General features: G+C 58.1%; 22 protein-coding genes. 8 read left to right on the top strand and 14 right to left on the bottom strand.

Annotation, left to right across the window (positions count from 1 at the left end; translation table 11 throughout):
• Positions 1 to 125 precede the first annotated feature (125 nt).
• Positions 126 to 2348 (top strand): methyl-accepting chemotaxis protein, encoded by a 2223-nt coding sequence (locus G6N78_RS18830; protein WP_165222403.1) that lies wholly within the window; start codon positions 126 to 128, stop codon positions 2346 to 2348.
• An 89-nt stretch (positions 2349 to 2437) separates the two neighbouring features.
• On the opposite strand, the gene G6N78_RS18825 is transcribed toward G6N78_RS18830, so the two are convergent.
• The 9 genes from G6N78_RS18825 to G6N78_RS18785 form a co-directional block, all read right to left on the bottom strand.
• A complete protein-coding gene (locus tag G6N78_RS18825) occupies positions 2438 to 3538 on the bottom strand; it encodes an HPP family protein (RefSeq protein ID WP_165222401.1) in 1101 nt (366 codons plus the stop codon).
• 381 nt (positions 3539 to 3919) lie between these two features.
• Positions 3920 to 4231, bottom strand: a complete 312-nt coding sequence (locus tag G6N78_RS18820; protein ID WP_165222388.1) for a type II toxin-antitoxin system RelE/ParE family toxin — start codon at positions 4229 to 4231, stop codon at positions 3920 to 3922.
• Entirely contained in the window at positions 4228 to 4479 is a 252-nt protein-coding gene (locus G6N78_RS18815) for a type II TA system antitoxin, ParD family (protein WP_165222386.1), read from the bottom strand. The genes G6N78_RS18820 and G6N78_RS18815 overlap by 4 nt, the downstream gene beginning before the upstream one ends.
• A gap of 136 nt (positions 4480 to 4615) precedes the next feature.
• Positions 4616 to 4993 (bottom strand): monovalent cation/H(+) antiporter subunit G, encoded by a 378-nt coding sequence (gene mnhG, locus G6N78_RS18810; RefSeq protein ID WP_165222384.1) that lies wholly within the window; start codon positions 4991 to 4993, stop codon positions 4616 to 4618.
• Positions 4990 to 5271: a K+/H+ antiporter subunit F gene (locus tag G6N78_RS18805; protein WP_165222381.1), complete on the bottom strand. Its 282-nt coding sequence runs from the start codon at positions 5269 to 5271 to the stop codon at positions 4990 to 4992. The genes mnhG and G6N78_RS18805 overlap by 4 nt, the downstream gene beginning before the upstream one ends.
• Complete coding sequence (locus tag G6N78_RS18800) at positions 5268 to 5744, bottom strand: Na+/H+ antiporter subunit E (RefSeq protein ID WP_165222379.1); 477 nt, start codon at positions 5742 to 5744, stop codon at positions 5268 to 5270. The genes G6N78_RS18805 and G6N78_RS18800 overlap by 4 nt, the downstream gene beginning before the upstream one ends.
• A complete protein-coding gene (locus G6N78_RS18795) occupies positions 5741 to 7375 on the bottom strand; it encodes a monovalent cation/H+ antiporter subunit D (protein ID WP_165222376.1) in 1635 nt (544 codons plus the stop codon). Before G6N78_RS18795 ends, G6N78_RS18800 begins: the two co-directional genes overlap by 4 nt.
• A gap of 2 nt (positions 7376 to 7377) precedes the next feature.
• Complete coding sequence (locus G6N78_RS18790; protein WP_165222373.1) at positions 7378 to 7710, bottom strand: Na+/H+ antiporter subunit C; 333 nt, start codon at positions 7708 to 7710, stop codon at positions 7378 to 7380.
• Entirely contained in the window at positions 7710 to 10631 is a 2922-nt protein-coding gene (locus G6N78_RS18785) for a monovalent cation/H+ antiporter subunit A (RefSeq protein ID WP_165222520.1), read from the bottom strand. Before G6N78_RS18785 ends, G6N78_RS18790 begins: the two co-directional genes overlap by 1 nt.
• Positions 10632 to 10740: 109 nt before the next feature.
• Here G6N78_RS18785 and G6N78_RS18780 point away from each other — a divergent pair, with 109 nt between their 5' ends.
• Complete coding sequence (locus G6N78_RS18780; protein WP_165222371.1) at positions 10741 to 10998, top strand: helix-turn-helix domain-containing protein; 258 nt, start codon at positions 10741 to 10743, stop codon at positions 10996 to 10998.
• Between the two features lie 41 nt (positions 10999 to 11039).
• Here the strand turns inward: G6N78_RS18780 and secD are convergent, their stop codons facing one another.
• Positions 11040 to 13556: a protein translocase subunit SecD gene (gene secD / locus G6N78_RS18775; protein ID WP_165222368.1), complete on the bottom strand. Its 2517-nt coding sequence runs from the start codon at positions 13554 to 13556 to the stop codon at positions 11040 to 11042.
• Between the two features lie 906 nt (positions 13557 to 14462).
• The gene (locus G6N78_RS18770; RefSeq protein ID WP_165222366.1) at positions 14463 to 15359 is read right to left on the bottom strand and encodes an AraC family transcriptional regulator; all 897 of its coding nucleotides are present in this window, start codon (positions 15357 to 15359) and stop codon (positions 14463 to 14465) included.
• A 176-nt stretch (positions 15360 to 15535) separates the two neighbouring features.
• Here G6N78_RS18770 and G6N78_RS18765 point away from each other — a divergent pair, with 176 nt between their 5' ends.
• Positions 15536 to 16486: an aldo/keto reductase gene (locus G6N78_RS18765; RefSeq protein WP_165222364.1), complete on the top strand. Its 951-nt coding sequence runs from the start codon at positions 15536 to 15538 to the stop codon at positions 16484 to 16486.
• A 265-nt stretch (positions 16487 to 16751) separates the two neighbouring features.
• On the opposite strand, the gene G6N78_RS18760 is transcribed toward G6N78_RS18765, so the two are convergent.
• Positions 16752 to 17357 (bottom strand): TetR/AcrR family transcriptional regulator, encoded by a 606-nt coding sequence (locus tag G6N78_RS18760; RefSeq protein WP_234905992.1) that lies wholly within the window; start codon positions 17355 to 17357, stop codon positions 16752 to 16754.
• Between the two features lie 76 nt (positions 17358 to 17433).
• On the opposite strand from G6N78_RS18760, the gene G6N78_RS18755 reads away from it, so the two are divergent.
• Positions 17434 to 17856: a hypothetical protein gene (locus G6N78_RS18755; protein ID WP_165222362.1), complete on the top strand. Its 423-nt coding sequence runs from the start codon at positions 17434 to 17436 to the stop codon at positions 17854 to 17856.
• Between the two features lie 409 nt (positions 17857 to 18265).
• Here G6N78_RS18755 and G6N78_RS18750 read toward each other — a convergent pair whose 3' ends face one another.
• Entirely contained in the window at positions 18266 to 20101 is a 1836-nt protein-coding gene (locus tag G6N78_RS18750) for an AAA family ATPase (RefSeq protein ID WP_165222360.1), read from the bottom strand.
• A 277-nt stretch (positions 20102 to 20378) separates the two neighbouring features.
• Here G6N78_RS18750 and G6N78_RS18745 point away from each other — a divergent pair, with 277 nt between their 5' ends.
• The 4 genes from G6N78_RS18745 to G6N78_RS18730 are packed head-to-tail and all read left to right on the top strand — an operon-like array spanning position 20379 to position 23579.
• Positions 20379 to 20573: a hypothetical protein gene (locus G6N78_RS18745; protein WP_165222358.1), complete on the top strand. Its 195-nt coding sequence runs from the start codon at positions 20379 to 20381 to the stop codon at positions 20571 to 20573.
• Between the two features lie 15 nt (positions 20574 to 20588).
• On the top strand, positions 20589 to 21146 hold the full coding sequence (locus tag G6N78_RS18740) for an ABC-three component system protein (protein ID WP_165222357.1): 558 nt from the start codon (positions 20589 to 20591) through the stop codon (positions 21144 to 21146).
• Positions 21146 to 21667, top strand: coding sequence for an ABC-three component system middle component 5 (locus G6N78_RS18735; RefSeq protein ID WP_165222355.1), 522 nt, complete (start codon positions 21146 to 21148; stop codon positions 21665 to 21667). The genes G6N78_RS18740 and G6N78_RS18735 overlap by 1 nt, the downstream gene beginning before the upstream one ends.
• Positions 21654 to 23579: an AAA family ATPase gene (locus G6N78_RS18730; protein ID WP_165222354.1), complete on the top strand. Its 1926-nt coding sequence runs from the start codon at positions 21654 to 21656 to the stop codon at positions 23577 to 23579. Before G6N78_RS18735 ends, G6N78_RS18730 begins: the two co-directional genes overlap by 14 nt.
• A gap of 34 nt (positions 23580 to 23613) precedes the next feature.
• On the opposite strand, the gene G6N78_RS18725 is transcribed toward G6N78_RS18730, so the two are convergent.
• Positions 23614 to 24321, bottom strand: coding sequence for a DarT1-associated NADAR antitoxin family protein (locus G6N78_RS18725; RefSeq protein WP_165222353.1), 708 nt, complete (start codon positions 24319 to 24321; stop codon positions 23614 to 23616).

Genomic DNA, 24321 nt, shown 5'->3' with positions numbered 1-24321 from the left:
CTGAGGTTTATTTGTTCGACGCTTGGCATTCGTCAAACCGAGCCAGAATGCGTTAGGCGGGTTTTTACCTCATCACCTCAATTCTCGCTAAAATCACATCGTATCATGATGTTACGATATTCGGCATGATGCCCCAGCTCAGGACAACCTGTAAGATGCGCATCACCGACTTTTCAATCAGCAAACGCCTCTGGCTTGCGATCATGATCCCCCTGGTTGCAGCACTCACCCTTGCCTCGATGGAGTTTCTAAGCTCTTGGGGTTCCTACCAGCAGATGCAGACCGTGGTCAAAGTGAGCGAGAACATCGCGGCGATGGGCGAGCTGATCCACGTCCTTCAGGGAGAGCGCGGGCAGAGCGCTGGATACATCGGATCAAAGGGAAGTGCGGACAAGCAGCCGCTTGTGACAGCGCGTCAATCGACGGATGTGGCTCTGGCAAAATTGCCGGATCTCGCTGATGCCTTGGCGGAATTCGAAAACACAGAGCTCAACCGTCGCTGGAGCTTCGCTCAGGACACATTGAAAAGCCTCGCCGACACCAGGCGATCCATCGACAATCTGTCAATCACCGGAAAACAGTCCTTCGACTTCTATAGCGGCCTAATCGGTGAGCTCTCGGGCCTCGCCTCGGAACTGTCCCTCCAGGGTGTCGGGTCGAGGATCGCGGCCGAAATGATCGCCTATAACCTGCTCATGCAGGCAAAGGAGATCGCAGGCCAGGAACGCGCTACCGGCAACGGTTTCATCACGTCCGGGGATATCGACCCCGAGCGCATTGCTCCCTTTGCCCGCATGGCTGGCGCGCAGAATGTGTTGATCGATAACTTCCTCGCCCTGCAACAGAAGGAACGGCAATCCGCCTACGCTTCGCACCTATCCATTCCAGCGTCGCAGGAGATCGAAACTACAAGGTCGACCTTGATTGGGATGGGTCCAACAGCGGCCAGTGATTTGAGTGCTGATCGCTGGTTTGCAGCCGCTAGTCAGCGCATTGACGCAATGAAGGCTCTGGAAACGGCAAGCCTTGAACGCCTCGGCAGCGAGGCTCGCGCCATCGCCGCAGGCGCATTCACTCGCCTCGGAACGGTTCTGCTCCTTTGTGTCGCTGGAGCAGTTCTGGTCATCGCTTCGTCGATGCTCCTGGCACGCACCATCAGCCATCCACTGAAGGCGCTCGTACTGTCAATGCGCAGATTGGCGGAGGGGCACCTTGAGACAACGGGGCAGTCTGCCGACCGGAAGGACGAAGTCGGAGACATGGTCAAAGCGGTGGAAGTCTTCCGGCTCTCTGCGATCCGCAATCGCGAACTGGAGCTTGAGGCAGAGCGTGCGCGCGAACAGGCCGAACGCGACCGAGTTGACATGCAAATCGCAGCAGAGGCAGAGGCCGAAGCGCGTATGAACAAGGCGACGGGCACGCTTGCCCAGGCCTTGAGGAAACTTGCTGCTGGCGACCTTCTTTGCGAGGTGACCCAGGCTTTCGCGCCGCAGTTCGAAGACCTTCGCCATGACTTCAATCGCTCGGTGGTGCAGTTGCGGCAAGCGCTGGTTGGTGTTGGCCAATCGGTCACGACCGTCACCGGTGGAGCATCCGAAGTTTCTTCAGCATCGGATGACCTGTCGAAGCGCACCGAGCAGCAGGCCGCCTCGCTTGAAGAGACGGCCGCTGCACTGGAACAGATCACAGCAAATGTGACAGCCACGTCCAGACGCTCAGATTTGGCCCGCAGCGTGACGAAGCGCGCACGCGAAAGGGCAAATCGATCAGGTGAAGTGGTACGAAACGCCGTGGCGGCGATGGACAAGATAGAACAGGCATCGAGCCAGATCAGCCAAATTATCGATGTGATCGACCAGATTGCCTTCCAGACAAACCTGCTCGCTCTCAACGCGGGCGTCGAGGCAGCCCGCGCCGGCGAGGCCGGCAAGGGGTTTGCCGTGGTTGCGCAGGAAGTCCGGGAGCTGGCACAACGTTCGGCACAGGCAGCCCGCGAAATCTCGGGACTGATCGGTAATTCTGAACTGGCTGTTCGCCAGGGGGTCGAGCTGGTCTCCGAGACCGGTACCGGACTGGCCGAGATTGACGAGCTGGTGCAGGAAGCAGCAAGCCATGTGGATGCCATCGCCATTGCAGCCCAGGAACAGGCGGTCGGCCTTTCGCAGGTCAATGTGGCGGTGAACCATCTGGATCAATCGACACAACAGAACGCGGCCATGGTGGAAGAGATGAACGCTGCTGGCGCAGCCTTAGCCAGCGAAAGCGCCACTCTTCAGAGCCTGCTTCTTGGCTTCCGTTTGACCTCACCTTCCGACGGCAACATCGTGCCAGGAAGGATGAGGGCCTGAGTCGATGGAGGGATGGACGACACGGCGGTGCGCAGCCGACATTCATGGCGTTCGTAGTTCCCCGCGCGGGCTCTATCTTGCAGATGCCATCAAACTTCTGCTCGAGCGATCCCGCGGGCCATCGCGGCGATGAGGTCGGTTCTGGTGACGATACCGATGAGTTTGCCGTATTCCAGAATGGGTACGGCATCGACATCTGTATCGCCCATCAAAGGCAACAAGGCTCCGAGCGGCGTGTTCGCAATAGCCCGAGGGACCGTGACACTCATGATGTCGATTGCCAGGATTGGTTTATCCCTTTCGGGGTCGATCAGTCTTCGCAGAGCGGGGATGAGACCTCGATCAAGACGAAGTGCGTCTTCTCTTGCGCGGCTGATGAGGTGCATCTGGAAGATAATGCCTAGAAACCGCTGTCTATCGTCGACCACGGGTAGCGATGTAAAACGATGACGCCGGAAGAGATCCGCGACTGTGCCCAAATCCGTGTTTGCCTTCACCGTGATCAGGTTCGAGGACATGATGGCGCCCGCAGTTGGAGTGCCGGTCTGGTGCGCGGCCGCCTGGAGCTCCGCTGCACCGATAAGGCGTGCCAGATCTTCAACGCCGAGATTGAATGACTGTCGATAGCGTTGAAGGATGTCGCTTAGCTCAGCCTCGGAAAGGCCCAGCCGTTCAACCGCGATCCGATCAGCGGTGCCATGCCTGTTCTGCTGGTCGAATTGACGAAATGGATAGCGACGCCCTGTGAGCCTGGCATAGGCGATCGCAATCAGGACGAGGCTTGCAGTGCCCGTCGCAATTGGCGCAAGCGCGAACCAGAAACCGAGACGCTCCACGGCCTCCGGGCTCATGGCAGCCGTCATGGCGACGGCTCCTGCCGGCGGATGAACTGCCCGCAGCATGAACGTCACAAAGATCGCAAGAGCGACGGCAACGGCGATCCGTAACGTCGGCTCGGGAATGAACAGCGAGATTGCCACGCCAACAAGAGCCGCGACAGTATTGCCGATGACTGCAGACCATGGCTGAGCAAGCGGACTGTTGGGAACAGCAAACAGGAGAACAGCACTCGCGCCCAGCGGTGCGACAAGGTAGAGGCCATTTTCGAGATCAACGCCGGGAGACAGCAAGAAATAGCCGGTCAGCCAAAGCCCGATGAAAGCTCCAAGGCCAGCCCGCAGAGCCTCCATTGGAGCCGTGCCAGCCACTGCCGGCCCAAATGAACGTAAGAACTGCAATTGAATATTCCCGATCGATCGAAAGCACAAACTTTCAGCAAATGATCAGAATTTCAACCGGCCACCAGCGCTCCGAGCCACCGTAATTCGAAGATGTGGCCATATCCCGTCCATGGGACAGGTTTAAGGGCCAATTCCGCTCCTTAGAAGCTGTGTGACCTCGCGCTATTGACATGATGAGCTCAGCCTTGAATCCTTGGGGCGGATGCCCTGCTTTCAGTGATGCTCATCCGTAGTGCTCTTGAAGGGATCAAAACTGGCGACACTCTTTGATCGCGCGACAACGCGCGCTCATCTAGCACGCGCACAGGAGATCGTCCCGTCGTGAAGACATCACTCGTTTAGACGAACAGCCAAACGCCCCATGAGATCCATTCGTTCGTGAAAAATCGCTACGATAAGAGCGGGCGCATGGTCTCGAGGCAGACAGAAGATGTAATGATGCTGGCAGCGCGCCATCCGCAGCGCCGGATAGAGCACGCTTAGATCCTTGAAGGGAGCTTTGCCTGCGGCAATGTTCTCCATTCCTCGCTCCAAAGCCAAGATGTAGTGGCGTACTTGGACGGCACTCCATTGTGCCCGTGTGTAACGGATTACCGAGCGAAGATCGGATTCTGCCGCTGCGGTCAGGATGTAAGCTGTCAAGCGTGACCCTCGGCAATCTCCTCGTCTAGGATCTCACCTACGGTTTTGGTCGACAGTTTTCCGGCGAGCCCGTCACTGATGCGCGTGTTGATCAACGTCTTTAATTCGTCCCAGGCCCGTTCTCCCTCGACGTCGCCGGGAAACAGGCGCTCAAGTGCATATTCCTTGATTGTCTTGCCCTGCAGAGCGGCCAGCGCTTTGAGGCTTTGATGCTGTTTGTCCGTTATGTCGATCGTCAAGCGGCTCATCTCACGTACTCCCAAAGTTACAGACCCACATTAGCACATATGTAGTAATGGGGCCAACTTTGGAAATGCGCAGATTTGTCAAGACAAGAACACCGATGGCACTTAAGATCGCTGAGACCCGTTTCCCCCAGGTTGGTCAAGCTTCGGTATCGGGCACTTCCTGTGAGGAAACGTCCTTCGGGACAGACGGATTGCCCTCGGTGCGATCGCGGTGAAGGGCCGCTCTTGCCAGCAGAATGAGGGTGATCGGGGTTGTCAGGGTGACGAAGATGCCGATCAGGATCTCGTGCAGGACGGCTCTCGATCCGACGATCGAGAAATAGAGGATCGAAGCCAGCATGATCGACCCGACGCCCCAACTGGTGCCGAGCGTCGGCGCATGGATGCGCTCGTAGAAGGTCGGCAGGCGCAAGAGACCAATTGCGCCGAGTAGCGTCAGCGCGGAGCCAATGACCAGGAAGGCGGAGACTGCAATCACCACCCACAGCGGGAGATCGGCGACAGGCATCGTCATTCAATCACCTCCCCTCGCATGAGGAACTTGGCGAGGGCAACCGTTGCCACGAAGCCGAGCATGCCGATCACCAGGGCTGCCTCGAAATAGACAGTCCGTCCACTTCCGATGGCAAAGGTGACAAGCAAGAGCATGGCGATCACGTAAGACGCGTCGAGGGCGAGGATGCGGTCCTGGGCGCGCGGGCCGATGAAAACGCGCACGATCGCGATCATCAGCGCAACGGCCAGGAGCAGTTTCGAGATCGAGACAGCGGTGAAGAGAATGATGGCGCTCATTCGATGATCTCCAGCAGCAGGCTTTCATAACGATGCTTGATATTCGTCACCCATTCCTCCTCGTCGATGAGGTCGAGAACGTGGATCAGCACGGTCTTGCGGCGTGCGTCATAGGCAAGCCAGGCCGAGCCCGGCGTGCTGGTCAGGATGACCGCCATGATGGCAAGGGCTGTCGGATGTTCGATGTCGAGCGGAACCGTGATGAAGCCGGCCGTGTGTTTCTGCCCCTTGCCGCGCAGGAGCAGAAGGGCGACGGCCGCATTAGAGCGAATGATGTCGACAAAGACGCGCCAGAAGAGCTTGGGCAGTAGGTGCCACTTCTTCACCTGCGGCTTGTCGGGCCTGAGCGATGCCATGGCCCACCCGCCGAAGACCGCGACGACCGATCCGAGGATGAGGTGGCCGAGTGTGAAATCGTTCAGTAGCAGCCACATCACGAGCAAGGACAAGCTGAGGAGCGGATGGGGGATCATGGCGCACCTCCCGCCTCTTGCGCCTCAGACACGCGGGGGTCACCGACCACCGAGGCGTTGCGCACCGCGTCGATATAGGCGGATGGATTGGCGAGCGTCCTGATCGTCGTGTCCATGTAGGTCATGGCCGGGCCCGCCTGGACGGTCAGGACGAGTGTCAGCGACAGCAACATCATGACCGGCACGAGTTCGACGACCAGCACGCGCGGTACGGCGCCTTCGATCGACCCCCAGAAGGTGCGGATGCCGGCGCGGGTCATCGAGATCAGGGCAGCAATGCCCGAGAAGATGACAAGCACAATCAAGGTCCAGACGGCGAGATCGGGCGTCTGACCGATCGATCCGGTGCCCATCATCGCCGACAGCATGGCGAATTTGGAGATGAAGCCTGAGAGTGGCGGCAGACCGGCCAGCAGAATGCCGCAGGCGGCAAAGCAGATGCCGAGGATCGCCATGGTGCCCGGCATGGTCGTGCCGTTGCCATCCTCGATATCGGCTTCCTCTCCGTCACCATACGCCTCCATGGTGACGGCAAGGACGTTGGCGCCGGCATCCTGTCCTCGCTCCACCAGCTCGATCAGCATGAAGAAGGCGCTGATGGTCAGGGTGGAGCTGACGAGATAGAGCAGCGCGCCGGACGACACGACACCATCGTTGATGCCCAGCACCATCAGAAGCGTGCCGGAGGAGACGAGGACTGAATAGCCGGCAAGCCGACCAAGTGCCTGGGAGGCGAGCACGCCAATGGTCCCGAACACGAGTGTCGCCATTCCGCCGATCAGCAGCACTTCGGCGCCGAAGCCTGCCGATGGACCATCGCCGAAGAGAAGCATGGTGAGGCGCAGGATGACATAGATGCCGACCTTGCTGAGGATTGCAAACATGCCGGCGACCGGCGCGGAGGCGGCACTGTAAGCTGTCGGCAGCCAGAAGCAGAGCGGCCACATGCCGACTTTGATGAGAAAAGCCACCCCAAGCACGGCTGCACCCGCCTCCATCAGGATCAGCCGATCCGGCTCCATCTCCGGCATGCGCAGGGCAAGATCTGCCATGTTGAGCGTGCCGGCCGTGCCATAGACGAGGCTTACCCCGATGAGGAAGAACAGAGCCGCGACGAGATTGACGGCGATGTAATGCAGTCCAGACTTGACGCGCAGCGTTCCTGTTCCGTGCAGCAGCAAGCCATAGGAAGCGGCGAGCATGACTTCGAAGAAGACGAAGAGATTGAAGAGGTCGCCGGTCAGCAGCGCGCCGTTGACGCCCGCCAGCAGAAGCTGGAACAGGCTGTGGAAATGGGCACCCACGGCATGCCATTTGGCGAGAGAGAAAACCAATGCTGCAAGCGCGAGGATCGATGTCAGCAACAGCATCATCGCCGACAGGCCGTCGATGACCAGAACAATGCCGAAGGGGGCAGCCCAATTGCCGAGCAGATAGACATTGTCAAAGCCGTTCGGACCGCTCTCGATCGCGAACAACAGGACGGCGTTCGCCAGCAGCAGGATGACCCCAGCAAGGCTGACGATTGCCTTGGCTGTTCTGTTGCGCTCGTCGATGAACAGCAGGAGGGCGGCTGTCACCATCGGTATCAAGATCGGCGTAACGATCAGGTGGTGGCTCCAGGCAATCATGGCTACTCGTTCCTCCCATCGACATGGTCATTGCCGGTCAGGCCGCGGGCGGCGAGCAGCACGACGAGGAAGAGCGCGGTGGTCGCAAAGCCGATGACGATGGCGGTGAGAACCAGTGCCTGCGGAACAGGATCGGTGAGTGTCGTCGACACCACCCCATCCTCAAGGATCGGCGGCATGTTGCTCTTGACGCCACCGACGCCGAAGATGAACAGGTTGACGGCGTAGGAGAGCATCGACAATCCGATGATCACCTGAAAGGTGCGCGGACGCAGGATGAGCCAGACGCCGCAGGTGGTCATCAGACCAATGGCCAGGGACAGGATGATTTCCATCAGCGTTTTTCTCCCTTGGCTTCCTGGGCTCTCAGGCGGTTGATGCGGATCGACTGGTGGGCGAGCGCCACCAGGATGAGGACCGTTGCGCCGACCACGAGCAGGAAAACACCGAGATCGAAGAGCAAGGCGGATGCCGCCGGCACCTTGCCGATGAGCGGGATCTCCAGATAGCGGAAGTGCGAGGTGAGGAACGGATGGCCAAGCAGCCAGGCCCCGATCCCTGTCGCCGCAGCGATCAGGATCCCGGCACCCATCCAGCGCAGTGGCAGGATGCGAATGCGATCCTCCGCCCAGCGCGTACCACCCGCCAGATATTGCAGGAGGAAAGCGATAGACAGCGTGAGGCCTGCCGAGAAGCCGCCGCCCGGCATGTCGTGGCCCCGCATGAACAGATAGACGGCAAAGGTGATGATGACAGGGAAGAGCCACTGCATGAGCACCGAAGGCACCAGCAGATAGTCGCGCATCATGTCACCCGGCGAGCGCTCCGGCTGGTCGGCATCGAAACGGTTCTGGGTCAACTGCTGCTCGGGCAGTTCCATGCTGTCCTCGGCGGGCCGGAAGCGGCGCAGCAGGCCATAGACCGTCAGGCCGACAATGCCGAGAACGGCGATTTCCCCGAAGGTGTCGAAGGCGCGGAAGTCGACGAGGATCACGTTGACGACATTGCGACCGCCACCCTCCGTATAGGCATTCTGCAGGAAGTAGCTCGCGATGGCATCGGGCACCGGCATCGTCATGACCGTGAAGGCGACAACCGACATGCCGACACCGCAGACGATCGCAATCGCCAGATCGCGGAAGCGGCGGAAGCGGCTCCGCAGGGTCATCACCTCGCCGATCCCGGGTGAGCGCTTGGGCAGCCAGCGCAGGCCAAGAAGGATCAGGACGGTCGTGACGATCTCGACGAGCAACTGGGTGATGGCAAGGTCGGGCGCCGACAGCCAGACGAAGGTCATGCAAACGATCAAGCCCACCCCGCCCAGCATGATCAGTGATGCCAGGCGATGATATTTGGCGGACACGGCGGCCCCGATCGCCAGCGCCATGCCGACCAGCCAGATGAGCGCGAAGGCCGGATCAACCGCCGAGAAGACGACGGGTCTGCGCTCGAAGCCAGAGAGATAAAGCGGCAGGGTTGCGGCAAGGAAGCCGGTGACGACAATCCATCTGAGCTGCGGCTGCAGATTGCGGGTTCCGAGCCGGCTCTCCGCAAGGCGCGCCCAGCGCCAGGAAACGGTGACCAAAACGCGTTCAAACAGACGCTGCCCTTTAAGTCGGCGCAAGTAGGGCGGACCGTCCTCGCAGCGTGAGAGGTAGTCCCGCATAGCCATGTAGAGGAGGAAGCCGCCGACAAGAGCGACGAGGCTCATCAGGAGCGGGACATTGAACCCATGCCAGATACTGAGGCTGTATTCCGGCGTCCGCTGGCCAAGCACGCTTTCGACAGCTGTCTGCAGAAAAGGCCCGATCGACACCGCAGGGACAATGCCGACCACAAGGCAAACGACAACCAGGACTTCGATCGGAACACGCATCCAGCGCGGTGGCTCATGCGGCGTTTCCTTGGGCAGTGCTACCGGTGGCGGCCCGAAGAAGACGGTGTGAACGAAACGCAGCGAATAGACGACGCTGAAGATGCCGGCCAGTGTTGCGACATAGGGAAGGACCACGTCGAGCGTGGAGTCGGCGTGGGTTTCGACGGCTTCCGCGAAGAACATCTCCTTCGACAGAAAGCCATTGAGGAGCGGCACGCCGGCCATGGCGGCGCTCGCGACCATGGCAAGCGTCGCGGTTGCCGGCAGAAAGCGGTAGAGGCCGCTTAGCCGCTGCATGTCCCGCGTACCCGTTTCGTGATCGATAATGCCGGCCGCCATGAAGAGCGAGGCCTTGAACGTCGCGTGATTGAGCATGTGGAAGATCGCCGCGACCGTCGACAGCGGGCTACCAAGGCTCAGAAGCGTCGTGATCAGGCCGAGATGGCTGATCGTCGAATAGGCGAGCAAGCCTTTGAGGTCGCGCTGGAACATGGCCAGGAAGGCGCCGAGCAGAAGGGTCGAGATGCCGGCGAGGCCGACGAGGATGAACCATTCATAGGTGCCCGATAACACCGGCCAGAATCGAACGAGCAGGAAGACGCCCGCCTTCACCATGGTTGCGGAATGGAGGAAGGCTGAAACGGGCGTCGGAGCCGCCATCGCATTCGGCAGCCAGAAATGGAAGGGAAACTGGGCGCTCTTGGTCAGCGCGCCAAGGAGGATGAAAATCAGGGTCGGCAGATAGAGCGGATGCTCGCGGATGAGCTGACCAGAGGCGAGGATCTTGTCGAGGTCATAGCTGCCAACGATCTTGCCGAGCAGCAACATGCCAATCAGCAGGCAGAAACCACCAATACCCGTGATCGTCAGCGCCATGCGGGCACCATCGCGGGCCGTGGCACTCGTGTGCCAGTAGCTGATCAGCAGGAACGAGAAGATGCTGGTGAGTTCCCAGAAGATCGACAACAGGATGACGTTTCCGGAGACGATGATGCCCAGCATCGCGCCCATGAAGGCCAGCAAGAACGAGAAGAATCGCGGAATGGGGTCGTCCTTGCCCATGTAATAGCGGGCATAGAGGATGACGAGAAAGCCGATGGAGGTGACCAGCATGGTAAAGATCCAGGCGAAACCATCCAGTCTCAAAGCGAAATCAATCCCGAACTGCGGCAGCCACTCTGCGTTGAACCGCAGCACGCCGTTGTGGGTGACGAAGGGATAGGCTGATGCCGAAAGGATCAGGGTCAGGAGCGTAGTGGTGCCTGCGACAAAGACCGGCAGGTCGCGGGAAGTCGTCTTCAGAATGAAGGCCGAGGCGACGCTCCCCACAAACGGGAGAACAAGGACCAGCAGCAAGAGGATCGAAGCATCGAGCGTTATCCCAAATCCAGTTCCTTTCAATGATGAGACCGAGAAATATGCCTCGGACTAGAAATTAAAGAAATTCGACCTAAATGGGCGACATCACCCAATGTAGGCAAGTTCAGGCATGGATCAACCCCAAACCGAACCCGTATTTTCGCCAGCACTGTGTCGCGCGGCCCGCGGCTACCTAGGTTGGACGCAAGAAGACCTGGCAACCCAATCGCGTGTTTCCCGCAGCACGATCCGTGATTTCGAAGGTCAGCGTCACGGCTTGCATCGATCGACAGAAGCGCAACTGAAGCTGGCCTTCGAGAAGGCAGGCCTGCGTTTTACCAACACGCATGGTTGCCCAGGCCTCCATGAAACAGCCACCACGGTTTGAGTTAATGCGGGCCTACCTCAGATAGGCCCGCATCAATGGCTTCACGCAGCCTGTTCTTCGGCCGCGACCACCGCAAGGCGTGTCTTCCTTCGGCTCCGCCAGTCTCCGAGGAACAGCAGGATGGGGGCCGCGATGAAGACCGAGGACGATGCCGCAATGAAGATGCCGAACACCATGGGCACGGCAAAACTCTCGACCGCGCTGCCGCCCCAGATCGCCATGGGCAGCATGGCAAGGAAGGCGGTCGCCGAGGTGTAGATGCTTCGGGCAAGCGTTTCGTTGATCGAGAGATTGATCAGGTCGCGGAAGGGCATGGTCTTGTAGAGGCGCATGTTCTCGCGCATCCGGTCGTAGACCACCACCTTGTCATTGACCGAGTAGCCCACCAGCGTGAGCAGGGCTGCGATCGCCGTCAGATTGAAGTCGAGACCCGTCAGCGCGAAGAAGCCGATCGTCTTCGTCACGTCGAGGATGAGCGTGGCGATCGCTCCCACGGCAAAGGGCCAGTCGAACCGGACCCAGATATAGACGAGCATGGCGAGCGACGCGAGGATGACCGAGGTCAGACCGGCAGTCGCCAGTTCGCCGCTCACCTTTGGGCCGACCACTTCGGTGCGTTCGATCTTGGCCGAGGGATCGATCGTCTGGATCGTCTCGCGCACCTTTGAGACCGCATCGGTCTGGGCCTGTTCGCCGCCCGGCTGGCGCTCGAGACGCAGCATGACGTGGTTGCTGTCGCCGAACTCCTGCAAGGCGACTTCGCCCAGGTTCAGGCTCTCGATGCCGGAGCGCAGACCGGAGAGGTCGGCCGGGCCCGATGTAGAGAGTTCAAGCTGGATGCCGCCCTTGAAATCGACGCCGTAGTTGAGGCCCGGCGTGATGAACAGGATGATCGAGGATATCGACAGGAAGGCGGAGACCCCGATGCCGAACAACCGTGCCTTCATGAAATCGATCTTCGTGCCGTCCTTGATCAGCTTGAACGGCAGGAGCGGCTTGATGGCAATCGTCTTCAGCTTGTAGCGGCGGGCGATCGCGACCATGGCGACCCGCACGACCGAGACGGCCGTGAACATCGAGATCGCGATGCCAAGGCCCATGGTGACGGCAAAGCCCCGGACGGGACCGGAGCCGAACCAGAAGAGCAGGACTGTGGCGATCAGCGCCGTGACATTGCTGTCGATGATGGTGGAATAGGCCTTGGCAAAGCCATGGTCGATGGCCGCGAAGGCCCCTCGCCCCTTGCCGACCTCCTCGCGGATACGCTCGTTGATCAGGACGTTTGCATCGACGGCGAGGCCGATGCCGAGCACGATGCCGGCAATGCCCGGCAGAGTGAGCGTGGCCCCGAGCATCGTCAGACCCGCAAAGGTCAGGACGACGTTGAGCGTCAGCGCCAGCACCGCGAGCAGGCCCCAGGTGCCGTAGAGCGCCAGGATGAAGGCAACGACGAGGCCGAAGCCCGCGAGGCCTGACATGATGCCCATTTCGATCGCATCGCTGCCGAGGTCCGCTCCGACCGTGCGTTCTTCGATGACAGTGAGCTTGGCCGGCAAGGCGCCGGCCCGCAGCAAGGCCGCGAGTGTGTTGGCCTCGTCGACCGAGAAGTCTCCGGAAATCTGTCCCGCGCCGCCGGTGATCGGTTCGCGGATGACAGGCGCGCTCAGCACCTTGTCATCAAGCACAATCGCGAAGGGACGGCCGACATTGTCACGGGTGATGCTGGCAAAGCGGTCTGCGCCGACGCCATCGAAGCGGAAGGACACGACGGGCTGGCCGCCCTGGGGGTCGAACTGGACCCGCGCATCGGTGAGCCTGTCGCCGGCAAGGAGGACCGTCGACTGGACGGGATAGGCGCGTCCGTCGTCATCCTGAAGCGTCTCGACACCGGCTGCTCCATGTTCTCCCAGGAGATGGAAGCTCATCTTTGCAGTGGTTCCGAGAAGCGCGCGCAGTCGCGACGGATCCTGTTCGCCGGGAAGCTGGACGAGAACGCGATCGGCGCCAACGCGCTGGATGGTCGGCTCGGCAACACCGACCTGGTCGACGCGCTGGCGAATGACTTCAAGGCTCTGCTCAACCGCCTGGCTCATGCGTGCGGTGATGCCCTGCTCGCTCGGCGCCAGTCTCAGGGTCTCGGCACCGCTGGTGGAGACATCGAGCTCGGGCGCCCCGCTGCCTGTCAGCGTAACCGTCGGGTTGTTCAGAACCGCGAGCGCTTCGGTCGCAACGCTCATCTGCGTGGGAGCGGCGAGGGCCACCACCACGGCGCCGCCTTCGCGACGAATGCTGCGGGTCTGTATGCGGGCTTCCAGAAGGGTCGAACGAACCTCCTGGGTGAGGCTCTGGAGCCATTCGTCTGTCAGCGCCGGGCGGTCGACCTCAAGAACGAGGTGGGAGCCGCCGCGCAGATCGAGGCCGAGCGATACTCGCTCATGCGGCAGCCAGGAGGGAAGTCGGGAAAGGGTCGTATCGGGCAGCACATTCGGCAATGCGACGAGCAAACCCAGCAGGATGACGAGCACGTAGCCCACCACCTTGGAGAGGGAGTTTTTCATTATAGATCCAGTAGGTTGCGACCGCGGCATCCGAGCCGTGGCACAAACGGGTCGAGCCATCGGATCGATGGCGGCGAAACAGTCAGGATGTGTGCTGGATTGGGGGCGCGCGCGACCAGTAAGACTGCGAGGCATTATAGGATAGCGTCGCGGCGACGTGGTTATGGATGAGCTCTCCATGGCGACACATCCACAAGGTCGGGACTTTTGAGCCGAGACAGCTATCGCCGGAGGCCCAGGGCCGCAATTTCGGACGCGCGGACTGTTCAGACGCGGCCAGGGAGCGGCTGTCACCATGGCCGGCCGCAAGCGTCTGCCCGTTGTCGGACCGAGACATGGCACCGGCAGTTGAGAGGCCGGGATGGAAACGGCCGAAGGCGTCGCCGCCGAACAACAACAGCAGCGACGCGAACAGACTTGCGATAACGGACAAGAGGTGGGCCCTATATCGAATTGGCGGGCGAGACCTCAGGTTTTGGTATTCCATGAGCTTCCTTCTTAGGAAGCACTCTCATACTTCGGATCGCTTTTCCACCCACTGTCGATGGGAGGAGCAGGACAAGTATCACTAACGTCGCTTTGGAGAACCTTGGTCCGAGTCAGATGGTGAGAATCGTAAGGTGCACAGCAATCCTAGCGAAGCTCTTGAACAGATACGAACCGTCGACCTGTCATAACTTCGGATGAAAGCCAGCAGATAAACAATGCAGATCAAGCATCTGGCTTATCTGGAATGTCTGAAATGGGGCCAGAAGCGGACTCTCAGATTCTTTCGCGCCATCAACAGAAGCGGACATCTTACATCTGCCCCCTTGATAACGGGCAGCGTGAAGGCGTCTCCGCGCGCGAGCTCGTCGTGCGGCTGTAGGCCTAAAGGAAATTTCGGGACCAAGGCGATCATCGCCTTCACGCGACGCCGGCCATGATCGGCAGAGTTCGCAGGCGGGCGACATCGCGCGCCGGCGGCTCGCCGAAGAGGCGACGATATTCACGGCTGAACTGCGACGGGCTCTCATACCCCACTCGCAAAGCGGCACTCGCCACATCGATGTCTTCGACAAGCATCAGGCTGCGCGCATCCTGCAACCGCAACTGCTTCTGGAACTGGAGTGGTGTCATCGCCGTCACGGCGCGAAAATGTTCGTGAAGGCTGGACGGGCTCATCCCGACTTCCGCAGCGAGCGTCTCTATGCTGAAGCGCTGCCGGAAGTTCTTGCCAATCCAGGCGATTGCACGACCGACCTGGGCAACCCGCCCTTGGCTGGAGGTGACGCTCCGCATCCTGCCACCGTCCGGCCCAGCGAGCAGTCGGTAGAGGATTTCCTGCTCGGCGAGCGGCGCGAGGACCGGAAGTGCTGCCGGATCGTCCAGCAACCGCATCAGACGCAGCACCGCGTCGAGCAGGACAGGATCGGCGTCGGTTACCGTCTTGCCGATCGGCGCAAAGACGCCAACTGGCGGCGGTATGCGATGCGCCAGATCGGCCAGCATCACCGGATCGAATTCGATGAATAGGCAAAGATAGGGGGTGGCCGGCGTGGCCTGGACCACATGGCCGACCACCGGCAGATCATAGGTCACGACCCCATATCGACCGGGGCCATATGTGAATAACTGATCTCCGAGCGAAACCTCCTTTTTCCCCTGCGCAACAAAACAAAGCTGTGGCCGATAGACGTTGGGCATCGGAATCGTCACGGTGGAGGATCGCGCAAGCGTTAGCCGTGCGATCGGCGTTGTGTGAAACCCGTCCGCCGGGACGTGTCGGGCAATGAGTCCAGCGATTTCGTCAATTCTGTCCATACCCAATCATCCCATCTGCAGGGCGCGCACGCAATGTGCACCTCGCCAGTCTCGGAGGATTATGCAGGAATTCCGGTGCATCAGACTCACAGGACGGCACGGCTTACACCATCCTGCCCGAGCAGTGTTTCGGATCACAACAGATCTGGCGGCAAACAGAGACGGAAGCAAGAATAATGAACGACACAATGAAAACGCCGAAGGCAGCGTTGGGAACCTGGGCCTGGGGCGACAGCGGCGAGGCGGGCGCTGGCTATTTCGGCAGCTCCCTGAGCAGCGATGGGCTGGACGACATCGCTAAGGCCGCCCAGACGGCCGGGTTCACCCTGTGGGATACGGCCGTGGTCTACGGCATGGGGCGGTCTGAAACGGTGCTCGGGGAGGTATTGAAACGCTATTCCCGCAGCGACTACCAACTCTCGACCAAGTTTACCCCACAAGCAGCCGGAACCGGCGATGATCCGGTCGCGGAGATGCTCGAACAGAGCCTCGCCCGCCTTGGCACGGACTACATCGACCTTTACTGGATACACAATCCGGCGGATGTAGCGCGGTGGACACCTCGCCTTATTCCGCTGCTCGAGAGCGGGAAGGTCCGGCATGTCGGCGTCTCGAACCATAACCTGGAGGAAATCAAACGCGCCAACCAGATCCTCGAAGAAGCCGGGCATCGGGTCGAGGCCATTCAAAATCACTACAGCCTACTTTATCGCGCCCCCGAGAACGCCGGCCTTCTGGAGTACTGCCGCGACAGAAATATTCCGTTCTTCGCCTATATGGTTCTCGAACAAGGCGCGCTGAGCGGAAAGTACAGTGCCCAAAACCCATTGCCCAGCGGCACCAACCGGGCGGAGGCTTACAACGCCATGCTGCCCCAGTTGCAGTCCCTGTTGGACGGGCTTTGTAATATCGGTCAACGCTATGGGGCGACGGCTTCGGACATCGCAACAGCCTGGGCTCTTGCCAAAGGGGCAACCCCTATCGTCGGCGTTACCAAGCCCCACCATGTCGAGGGCCTGATCCGCACCGCCGCACTGGCGCTTTCAGATGATGAGGTCGCCGAGTTGGAAGTCCTCGCTCAGTCTGCAGGCGTCAACACCCGCGGCTGGTGGGAGAAGGAAATGTGAGACTACGGTAGCCCCTCTGTTGTATCGCGAGGGACAGCATGGACATGCCGGCACGCCAGCGGACCGCACCATCGGCCGCTGGCGGAGACGGCTATTTGTAGCCGGGTCGGGTTCATCCGGCTGGAGACTCGTTCCGCTTGAAATGTTCGCCGGAGACAGCTTTCCACGCCTGTTCGCTGTTTCGCTAATCGGGAACGTCCGCCGTTTGCAAGAAACGATCGATACGACACGAAGCGCCTCATCCCTTGAAACGAGAAGGCTTCTCTCAACGCGGTGGCTGAAGGACCGTGGCGAACAGCACCCGCTTGAATTGCTCGATCGGCTTGGGAGAGCGGTCGACTTTCATCCGCATCATCGCGCCTTCCCAGGAGGCGAGGAGAAATGTCGCAACATCATCGGCGTCAAGGTCACGGCGTATCTCGCCCTGCTCCTGCCCGACCCGCACGACAGCAGCGAAAGCATCCGTAAGCGACCGGCACACCTCGACGAGATGGCTGCGCAGTACTTCGCTATGCTCGGGCATCTCAAGGCTTAAATTTCCGACGAGGCAACCATACCGCCAACCGGCATCTTCCAACCATCTGGTTACCTCGTCAAAATAGGCACGTATCCGGTCGACCGCCGGCAGGCCCTCATCACGCAGCGTCGAGTCCATGATGACCTGCGTCCGATGATGGTAACGGTCGAGGACCACGCTCGCGAAGGCCTCCTTGGATCGGAAATGGTTGGTGAAACAGCCTTGCGGAACACCGGCATCGGCCGTGATTTCGCGCACGCCTGCACCAGAATATCCACGCTCATGCAGCGTCTGCACGCCGGACTCGATGATTCTTTCGCGAAGAGAAGGTCTTGCCATTGCCAATAAATACATTTGTACGTATTGAATTGCAATAACAAATGCGGAGGCGCCCGATCCGCGTCAGGACCCCATGAAGCGAGGACGAAAGATGACCAGAACCGAATACGAGAATGCTGCGATCGAAACTGCCGCGAAAGCACTTGCAGACGCGGGCCCTGTCTATATGGTCAACATGGTGCGCTACCGCGAGGTAGCTCACTATGACGCCGCGAGCGATCTTCCTCCCTGTTCGGGTCGCGAGGCTTATTTTCAGAGGTATGCGCCCGCCTTCAACATGGCCGCACAAGGAGAAGATTTCTCCGTCTTCTGGGTCGGAAACGTTCGTGGCGTTCTGGTCGGGCAGGACGGCGAAGCTTGGGATGACATCGTCATCGTTCGTTATGCGAGCTTTGATGTGCTGCGGAAGATCCTTCAAAACCCGGCCTATGAAGAACAGGCCGCGCCGCACCGGCGTGCCGCGCTCGCGGACTGGAAATTCCTCGTCACGACACAACCCGATCTACCTCGGTGAGCCCCGCTTACTGTCCTCCGAGAGCGCCACCATGGCGCTGAGCAGGCATCATGCTCCGATGCCGGCCGGAGGGGGCAAGAGTCGATATGAATGCGCTTTGCAGACTACTCGAGCAGACCGGCAGGTTTTCGGCAAACGACAGAACATGCGGAAGGACCAATATGACGGCGCAAAGCGGTCATTGTCCTTTGCAGGTCGCATCGAGAGAATTGTCTGGCCGGCGTCTTCGCCTTGAAAGGAATCGAACCGGTGACAGATTGGTCAAATATGTTAAGTGTCTGAAAAACATAGATCGTGGCATAACACTAATCTATTAGAGCCTCCTTGGGAGGAACTATAGTTTGGGGGCTGCCGATAACGACTTGCTCTTCGCTAATCTGGCCTCCAGGCACAAACTGCAAACGGCAAGTCAAGGCTCGTCTACCACCAGATTCCGGGCGAAGTAGGAGGAAAGCGTAGCAATCGTCGCGTAATCCTGAATCTTCTCGGCGATCCGCTTCTGATTCGTTGGCGCAAGACCAACCCCGTGGCTAGCTAAGCGATCTTTCAACATCGCGCCAAACGTGCGCAACACGGCCTCGTAGATTTGCGCTTCATCAGCTTTCAAACGAGGTTTTGCGACGGCGGCATAGGCCATTGTGCTTCGCAGAGGCGAGGTTGTCACGTCGGCAAGGAACCCGCTCTCGGACAACAAGGACTTCATGTCACCCGGCCTGAACGGCACTGCGTCCTCTTCAAATTCCAAGAGAGGATACAATTCATTGACGATGAGGTGCCCTTTAGTGCCAAGCACAGTGTGAGCGGTGGTCAGCGCCGCAGCAATCGCGGTTGGAGAAAGTTCATGCAAGACGTTGGTGATCAGCATAAGATCGACCTGACCGAGCTGGCCCAGGTCGGTAGGAGCCTCTTCTAAGAAGATAAAATCATCTGACTTGGGCATTGTCTCCTGCGCCACCAGACGCGTGGCAACGTTCGGTTCCCAAAAGATCCAACGAAACTTCCTTTTTCCCGGCTGCTGATAAATCTTTCCAAATTCATGGGCCACACGGCATAGCCCACTCCCGTAATCGAGAACGGTGATGAACTCGCCGAAACCCGGATCTAGCCCTTTCATCGTCTCGACCATATGCATTGTCTGATTGTCGGCGAACGGTCCTGGTTTCTCCGCCACAACCTGAAATCCGATATTCTGGAAGATATCCGTATAGATCCGCGCTTCAAGCGCGCTACGAATCGAGCTGGCTTGTTCCAGCAATTCGACGTCGGAGGAATCAAACAGCTGATAGGTTGCCCGAAATTTCTCGGTAGCCTTTTCCAATGAAAAGACACGACGGTGGATTGAGGCTTTCTTTCCCTCATTCTCATATGAAACACCGCGCCGCGATCTCATCGGCTTTACTCGTTCAATGAACAGGGACCGGTCGGCGAATTTCGAAAATATGACGTGCGGATGGTGCGATGTAATAATGAACTGCGAGCCCCTGGATAGCTTCATTCGCCTCATCAGCTTCGAAATGGACGCCGGATGGAGGTTGTTTTCGATCTCGTCGAACAAAAATACACTCGCATCCGAGTAATGCATGATCTGGAGAGTGTTGAAGATGGTCTTTTGGCCTTGGCTCCAGTTCTGGAAGGGGAACAGACCAAAGTCATTATCCATCGTCAGTTCAAGCGTCTGAGACTTGACACGAAGGCCAAGCTGGCAATCGAACATTTCTTCGAAAGCTACGATCAAATCGCTTTCCAGGAAAGTCGCGAGTGGCAACACATGGCTCAGATGAATTGTTTCGAACACCGCTTTGCGATGGTCATAATTTGCCAACCATTCCGCCTCGTTGAAGGGGTCGCCCTCCACGTAGGATCGGTACGCTTTGATCAGATCGACCCAGAACCGCAGAGGAATTAGCCGCTTTTCGTCGCGGCTTTGCGTGTAGTCTGACCGTCGGTCAAAGAATATCTGACCTGCGAAGCTGAGGTTGTTCCAAGGCTCTATGCGGACAATTGCGGGCTGAACTTCTGCCAAGGTTGTCTCGAGCGTGTATCCCGAATACATCGCCTTGCGGCCTTCTTCGCTGACCAAGCCGTCCAGTGCGCGAATAAGAAATGACTTTCCCGCGCCGTTCTCACCGCAGATGACGTTGATCGCGCCCGTTGGCGTCATAAATTCATCAGGCGTAGCAAACCCGAATGACGAGCTTTTTCCGGACGTGGCGACCGTCAGGGACTTGACGTAGCTTTTTGCCATTAGACATACCCTAAAATCATGCAACCCACTCAATGTCCTGAAATTTCTAGAATATTCAATAGTGGGACTAGGTAATCTCTGCAGCCACCCTCAAGTGGTGGCGAAACCTTTGTCCGTGCTGCCAGGTATTGGCGGCGCTTCACGGTAAGCCCCGATAGCCAAAACTTGTGCCCACACGAAAATGCCACGGGACGGCACCCAAATCATGAAAATATCCGGCGACATTAGCCCATCTCCCGTATAATGATCGCTCTAGTAGTAGAGGGGGTGCTTCGCAATGGATTTCATTACTGCTCATTTCTCCGAAATCGTGTCGGTTATCGTTGGGTTGATCGGCGGTGGCACGATTGGTTCTCTGGTGACCTTCAAATTCGTAGGGGGCCAGAAAGCGTCCAGCGGCGGAAGCAATGTGAACCAATCGGGCTCGAAGGCAGGCGGTGATATCGTCGGCGGCAACAAGTCCAGCAGGTAACCGGTAAGGCCTAACGTGCTACCAGCAGTCGTAACGCAGTCAAACGCTTCTGCCGGCGGTGATATCGTCGCTGGAAATAAGACTATCCACTACAACTACCCAGTCGTGGCGTCGAGAATTGAGGCCCTGATGCTCGGGCTCGCCAAAGAGATTGAGACGAAGCAAGAGGTGAAGGGCATCATCGACAGTTTGCAATTCTATTTCAAGCAGATAGCTCCTGATGGGATTGCAGGCTTAGAAGCCAAGCTTAACCACGCCGGTCGTAGCGGGGAAATCTATATCGCGTACGAGAAGAAGGAGTTATTCGTGAAACTCCTCGACAAATATTCGCTCTATGAATCTGCCCAAAAGATCTTCGCTTACCTATTAGCCAAAGTCGAACACGAATTCAATTTTGCCGTTCACCCTCAGGTCACCTATTGCGACGCTCTCCAAATTAACCATCTAATAAGCGCTAAGATCGTGGAGCCCATTGTCGCCGAATGCGGCATTGGTCCTTTGGATGTCAACCATAACGTAGCTATGGGCATGGTCTATTGGCTCGCCGAGCAGTGCTTTGTAAGGTGGCACTGATGGTTCAGCTTTCTTTCGAACCAGCGCTCGACCCGTACCACACGATGTTTCGCGCGCTTCGTCTCATGCCCATTATTGAGACTGTCGGCAGGCTCGAACGCGACCACGTCCGAATACTAGATTTTTTCTTGGTTTTCCCGTTCAAGCTTCCCGATCTTCGCTTGAAGCCTGAGCACCGTCGCTTTCGGGCCCTTGGCAAGCGATATGCCGCACAGAAGCCTTACGCCGAGCAACCTGAGAGCGGCCAGTTGATCAAACGGATGGCTCCGATTTCGGACGCCGCATATCAAAGCCTGGCTGCGAAAGGTTTTATCGACGGCAGTGAGTATGACGCTGGATGGGTCAAGCCTACGGAGCGCTGGATGCCGGACATCCTGGCTGAGAAAATAGTCGCGGCCAACACTATTCAGCAGGATTTGATGGATTTATTGGCCACGCTCGCTCGAGAATACGACTTAGGCGGCGAGAACGGCCTAAAGCACCGTTCCGGTCTTATGGAGCATCGCTATGATGCAGTATAATCCTACCCTTAAAATCAAACGTCTTGTCGTTATGCGGAACGATATCACCGTCTACGACGGTCGTTTCCATTCTGGGGTCAACATTCTTCGCGGCGATAATTCGTCGGGAAAATCGACAATCCTGAACATGCTGTTTTATGGCCTCGGTGGGGAGCTGACCGACTGGAGCGACATAGCGCTCTTGTGCACTCATGTACTGGTCGAGGCTACTTTCAATGGCATGGTAGCCACTTTGCGGAGAGAGATATCCGAGAGCGCCGGCCGGCCTATGGAAATCTACTCGGGCGACTACGCGCAATCTTTACGAGCTCCGATCACAGATTGGAGCCGTTATTCCTATCGTCGATCCGAGACAATGGAGAGCTTCTCTGAAGCGCTATTTCGCCTCCTCGATATCCCCGAGGTGACAAGCGATCAGACCGGCAATCTCACAATTCACCAAATTCTGCGGCTGCTCTATGCTGATCAATTAAGCCCTGTTGAACAGCTATTTAAGTTTGAACCGTTCGATCCTCCGACGCTCCGTGATACGGTAGGACGTCTTCTCTGCGGCGCATACAACAGCGAAGTCTATAATAATGACGTTCGCTTAAAGACCCTGGTGCGAAACTTCGATCAAACAAGCGCTCAGCTGAAGAGCCTGTTTGCCGTTCTCGGCCGCACGGATCAGGCGCATACACTTGATTGGATTCAAGCGGAAAAAACCGTCCTGAAGCAAAAACTCGAAAGCGTTCAAGGCCAGATCGAGGATGCGGAACGTCAGCTTTATCAGTCAACGGCACAGGACGAGCTGACGCTCACCGCGCAGCAGCAAGCTTACGATACTGTGCAGAGGCTGCAGCAGCAGATTGCGGCAGCGAGAGAGACGCGGGATGCGACCTCGTTTTCAATCGCTGATTCCGACCTTTTCATTTCGAGTCTTCAAAGGAAACTCGACGCCCTTTCAGACTCTGAAACTGTTGCCAAGAGTCTCGGCGATATTCAGTTCAGAACCTGCCCGTCATGCTACTCGGCTGTAGAAGCCGCGGGCGAACCAAATCATTGCCACCTATGCAAGGCCGATTTGAACGAAGGGCCTGCCCACACGCGAATTGTTGCGCTCTTGAACGAAACCGGCCGCCAGTTGAAGCAGTCGCAGCTTCTTCAACAACGACGGATTAGTGAGCTTGAAAAACAAACTGCGCAGCTCAACGCTTTAGAAGCCGAGTGGCTGCATGCTTCCCGCCGCCTTTCGGAGCTTCAACGGCTTCCGTCGACAGCTCTGAGGGGAGTGTTGCGTCAACTCGGTCGCGATGCAGGGTACGTAGAGCGGCAACTTGAGGATCTCGATCATAAACTGGCAATCGCGACGGAAATTCAGCAGCTGACGGACGCGAAAGAAAAGCTCAATACCGAAATTACGAGACTTAGGAACCGCAACGATCTTTTGAGGGCAGGGCAATCCAAACGCCTGCAGAAGGCCTACGCGGCTATCGATCAAGAAGTAGTCAGGCTTCTCCATCGAGATTTGCCGAGGCAGGACGCCTTCATTTCAGCGAAGCACGTTGAGTTCGACTTTGGCGCCAACAGCATCACAGTCGATGGACAGGGATACTTCTCTGCAAGCTCGCGTGTCGTGCTCAAGACCGCCTTTTTCGTCGGTTTTCTCTGGGCAGCCACCAAGGACAAAGAATTCCGGCATCCGCGTTTCTGCATCTTGGACACCATCGAGGACAAAGGGATGGAGCAGATCCGTAGCCATAATTTTCAACGGATCATTGTCGAAGATTCAGACGGGTGTAACGTTGACCATCAGATCATCTTCGCGACTGCTATGATCGCACCCGAATTGGACGACCCGAAGTACACAGTCGGCGACTACTCAACGCTGTCGGAAGCAACGTTAGCGATCAGGAAGCCATCATTGGGATAAAGCGACATCGGCTTTGAAACTCGTTCAGTGAACCTTAGCCCACGTGAAAACGCGGTTCGCGGTTATGTGGCTGGCGTGCCGGCGCATTGTTAGCTGCCATCGCAGCGATGAAATCGGACGGCGTCTTCAGATACTCTTCGAGTTTCTCTTCGCGCATCAACGACACGAACAACGCGCAGGATTTTGCCTGGCAATTGATCGATTTGCTCGGATTGAATTCAATGTCCGAAAAACCGTCGTAGCGCTTCTCGCCATCCACACGGTTTTTAAGCCACTTGCGATGTGGAAAAATGGCATTGAGATAGAGCCAGTCATAGAACACGGTTGTCGGTTTCAAAGGGAATTCGAAACTGTCGAACTCAAACCCCCGCAAGGCGCCGGAATTACGAAGACGAGGGTCTCGTTTGGCCTCCCTCGGCTCGACTGTGAAGAGATCGGTATAAGGTCCGCCGCGCTCAAACACCTTACTGCCTTGAAAGGCGTTTTCGAGCGGCATGTCTCTGTTCCCCAGCGTCACTCTAAGGTGAAATGCACTTAGATGTCGCCCGGCGATCTCATCTGACTTGCTGGAGACTTCAAGAATTGGAGCGTAACCCACCTTACTCGCGGCTTCGTGGAGCGATCTTATGTTCTTCTTTTTCTGAACTTCAGCGAATCCGCCCGCCCAAGGGATCTCAAGATCGACCCGCCTAACGTAACCTTCTGTTTCGGGCACAGGAATAAAGATTGGTCTCTCCGCCAT

The organism is Allorhizobium pseudoryzae, from assembly GCF_011046245.1.
In the GTDB taxonomy this organism is placed as follows: Bacteria; Pseudomonadota; Alphaproteobacteria; order Rhizobiales; family Rhizobiaceae; genus Neorhizobium; species Neorhizobium pseudoryzae.
Note: the sequence above shows the minus strand (reverse complement) of the source record. Positions and strands in the feature narration are given on the sequence as shown.

Excerpts from the sequence above, each read along its gene's own strand:
- G6N78_RS18730 (WP_165222354.1), top strand. The coding sequence starts at position 21,654 with ATGATGCAGTATAATCCTACCCTTAAAATCAAACGTCTTGTCGTTATG.
- G6N78_RS18750 (WP_165222360.1), bottom strand. The coding sequence starts at position 20,101 with ATGGCAAAAAGCTACGTCAAGTCCCTGACGGTCGCCACGTCCGGAAAA.
- G6N78_RS18795 (WP_165222376.1), bottom strand. The coding sequence starts at position 7,375 with ATGATTGCCTGGAGCCACCACCTGATCGTTACGCCGATCTTGATACCG.
- G6N78_RS18830 (WP_165222403.1), top strand. The coding sequence starts at position 126 with ATGATGCCCCAGCTCAGGACAACCTGTAAGATGCGCATCACCGACTTT.
- mnhG (WP_165222384.1), bottom strand. The coding sequence starts at position 4,993 with ATGACGATGCCTGTCGCCGATCTCCCGCTGTGGGTGGTGATTGCAGTC.
- G6N78_RS18765 (WP_165222364.1), top strand. The coding sequence starts at position 15,536 with ATGAACGACACAATGAAAACGCCGAAGGCAGCGTTGGGAACCTGGGCC.
- G6N78_RS18815 (WP_165222386.1), bottom strand. The coding sequence starts at position 4,479 with ATGAGCCGCTTGACGATCGACATAACGGACAAACAGCATCAAAGCCTC.
- G6N78_RS18735 (WP_165222355.1), top strand. The coding sequence starts at position 21,146 with ATGGTTCAGCTTTCTTTCGAACCAGCGCTCGACCCGTACCACACGATG.
- G6N78_RS18805 (WP_165222381.1), bottom strand. The coding sequence starts at position 5,271 with ATGAGCGCCATCATTCTCTTCACCGCTGTCTCGATCTCGAAACTGCTC.
- secD (WP_165222368.1), bottom strand. The coding sequence starts at position 13,556 with ATGAAAAACTCCCTCTCCAAGGTGGTGGGCTACGTGCTCGTCATCCTG.
- G6N78_RS18780 (WP_165222371.1), top strand. The coding sequence starts at position 10,741 with ATGGATCAACCCCAAACCGAACCCGTATTTTCGCCAGCACTGTGTCGC.
- G6N78_RS18745 (WP_165222358.1), top strand. The coding sequence starts at position 20,379 with ATGGATTTCATTACTGCTCATTTCTCCGAAATCGTGTCGGTTATCGTT.
- G6N78_RS18825 (WP_165222401.1), bottom strand. The coding sequence starts at position 3,538 with ATGGAGGCTCTGCGGGCTGGCCTTGGAGCTTTCATCGGGCTTTGGCTG.
- G6N78_RS18800 (WP_165222379.1), bottom strand. The coding sequence starts at position 5,744 with ATGATCCCCCATCCGCTCCTCAGCTTGTCCTTGCTCGTGATGTGGCTG.
- G6N78_RS18725 (WP_165222353.1), bottom strand. The coding sequence starts at position 24,321 with ATGGCGGAGAGACCAATCTTTATTCCTGTGCCCGAAACAGAAGGTTAC.
- G6N78_RS18770 (WP_165222366.1), bottom strand. The coding sequence starts at position 15,359 with ATGGACAGAATTGACGAAATCGCTGGACTCATTGCCCGACACGTCCCG.
- G6N78_RS18790 (WP_165222373.1), bottom strand. The coding sequence starts at position 7,710 with ATGGAAATCATCCTGTCCCTGGCCATTGGTCTGATGACCACCTGCGGC.
- G6N78_RS18755 (WP_165222362.1), top strand. The coding sequence starts at position 17,434 with ATGACCAGAACCGAATACGAGAATGCTGCGATCGAAACTGCCGCGAAA.
- G6N78_RS18760 (WP_234905992.1), bottom strand. The coding sequence starts at position 17,357 with ATGTATTTATTGGCAATGGCAAGACCTTCTCTTCGCGAAAGAATCATC.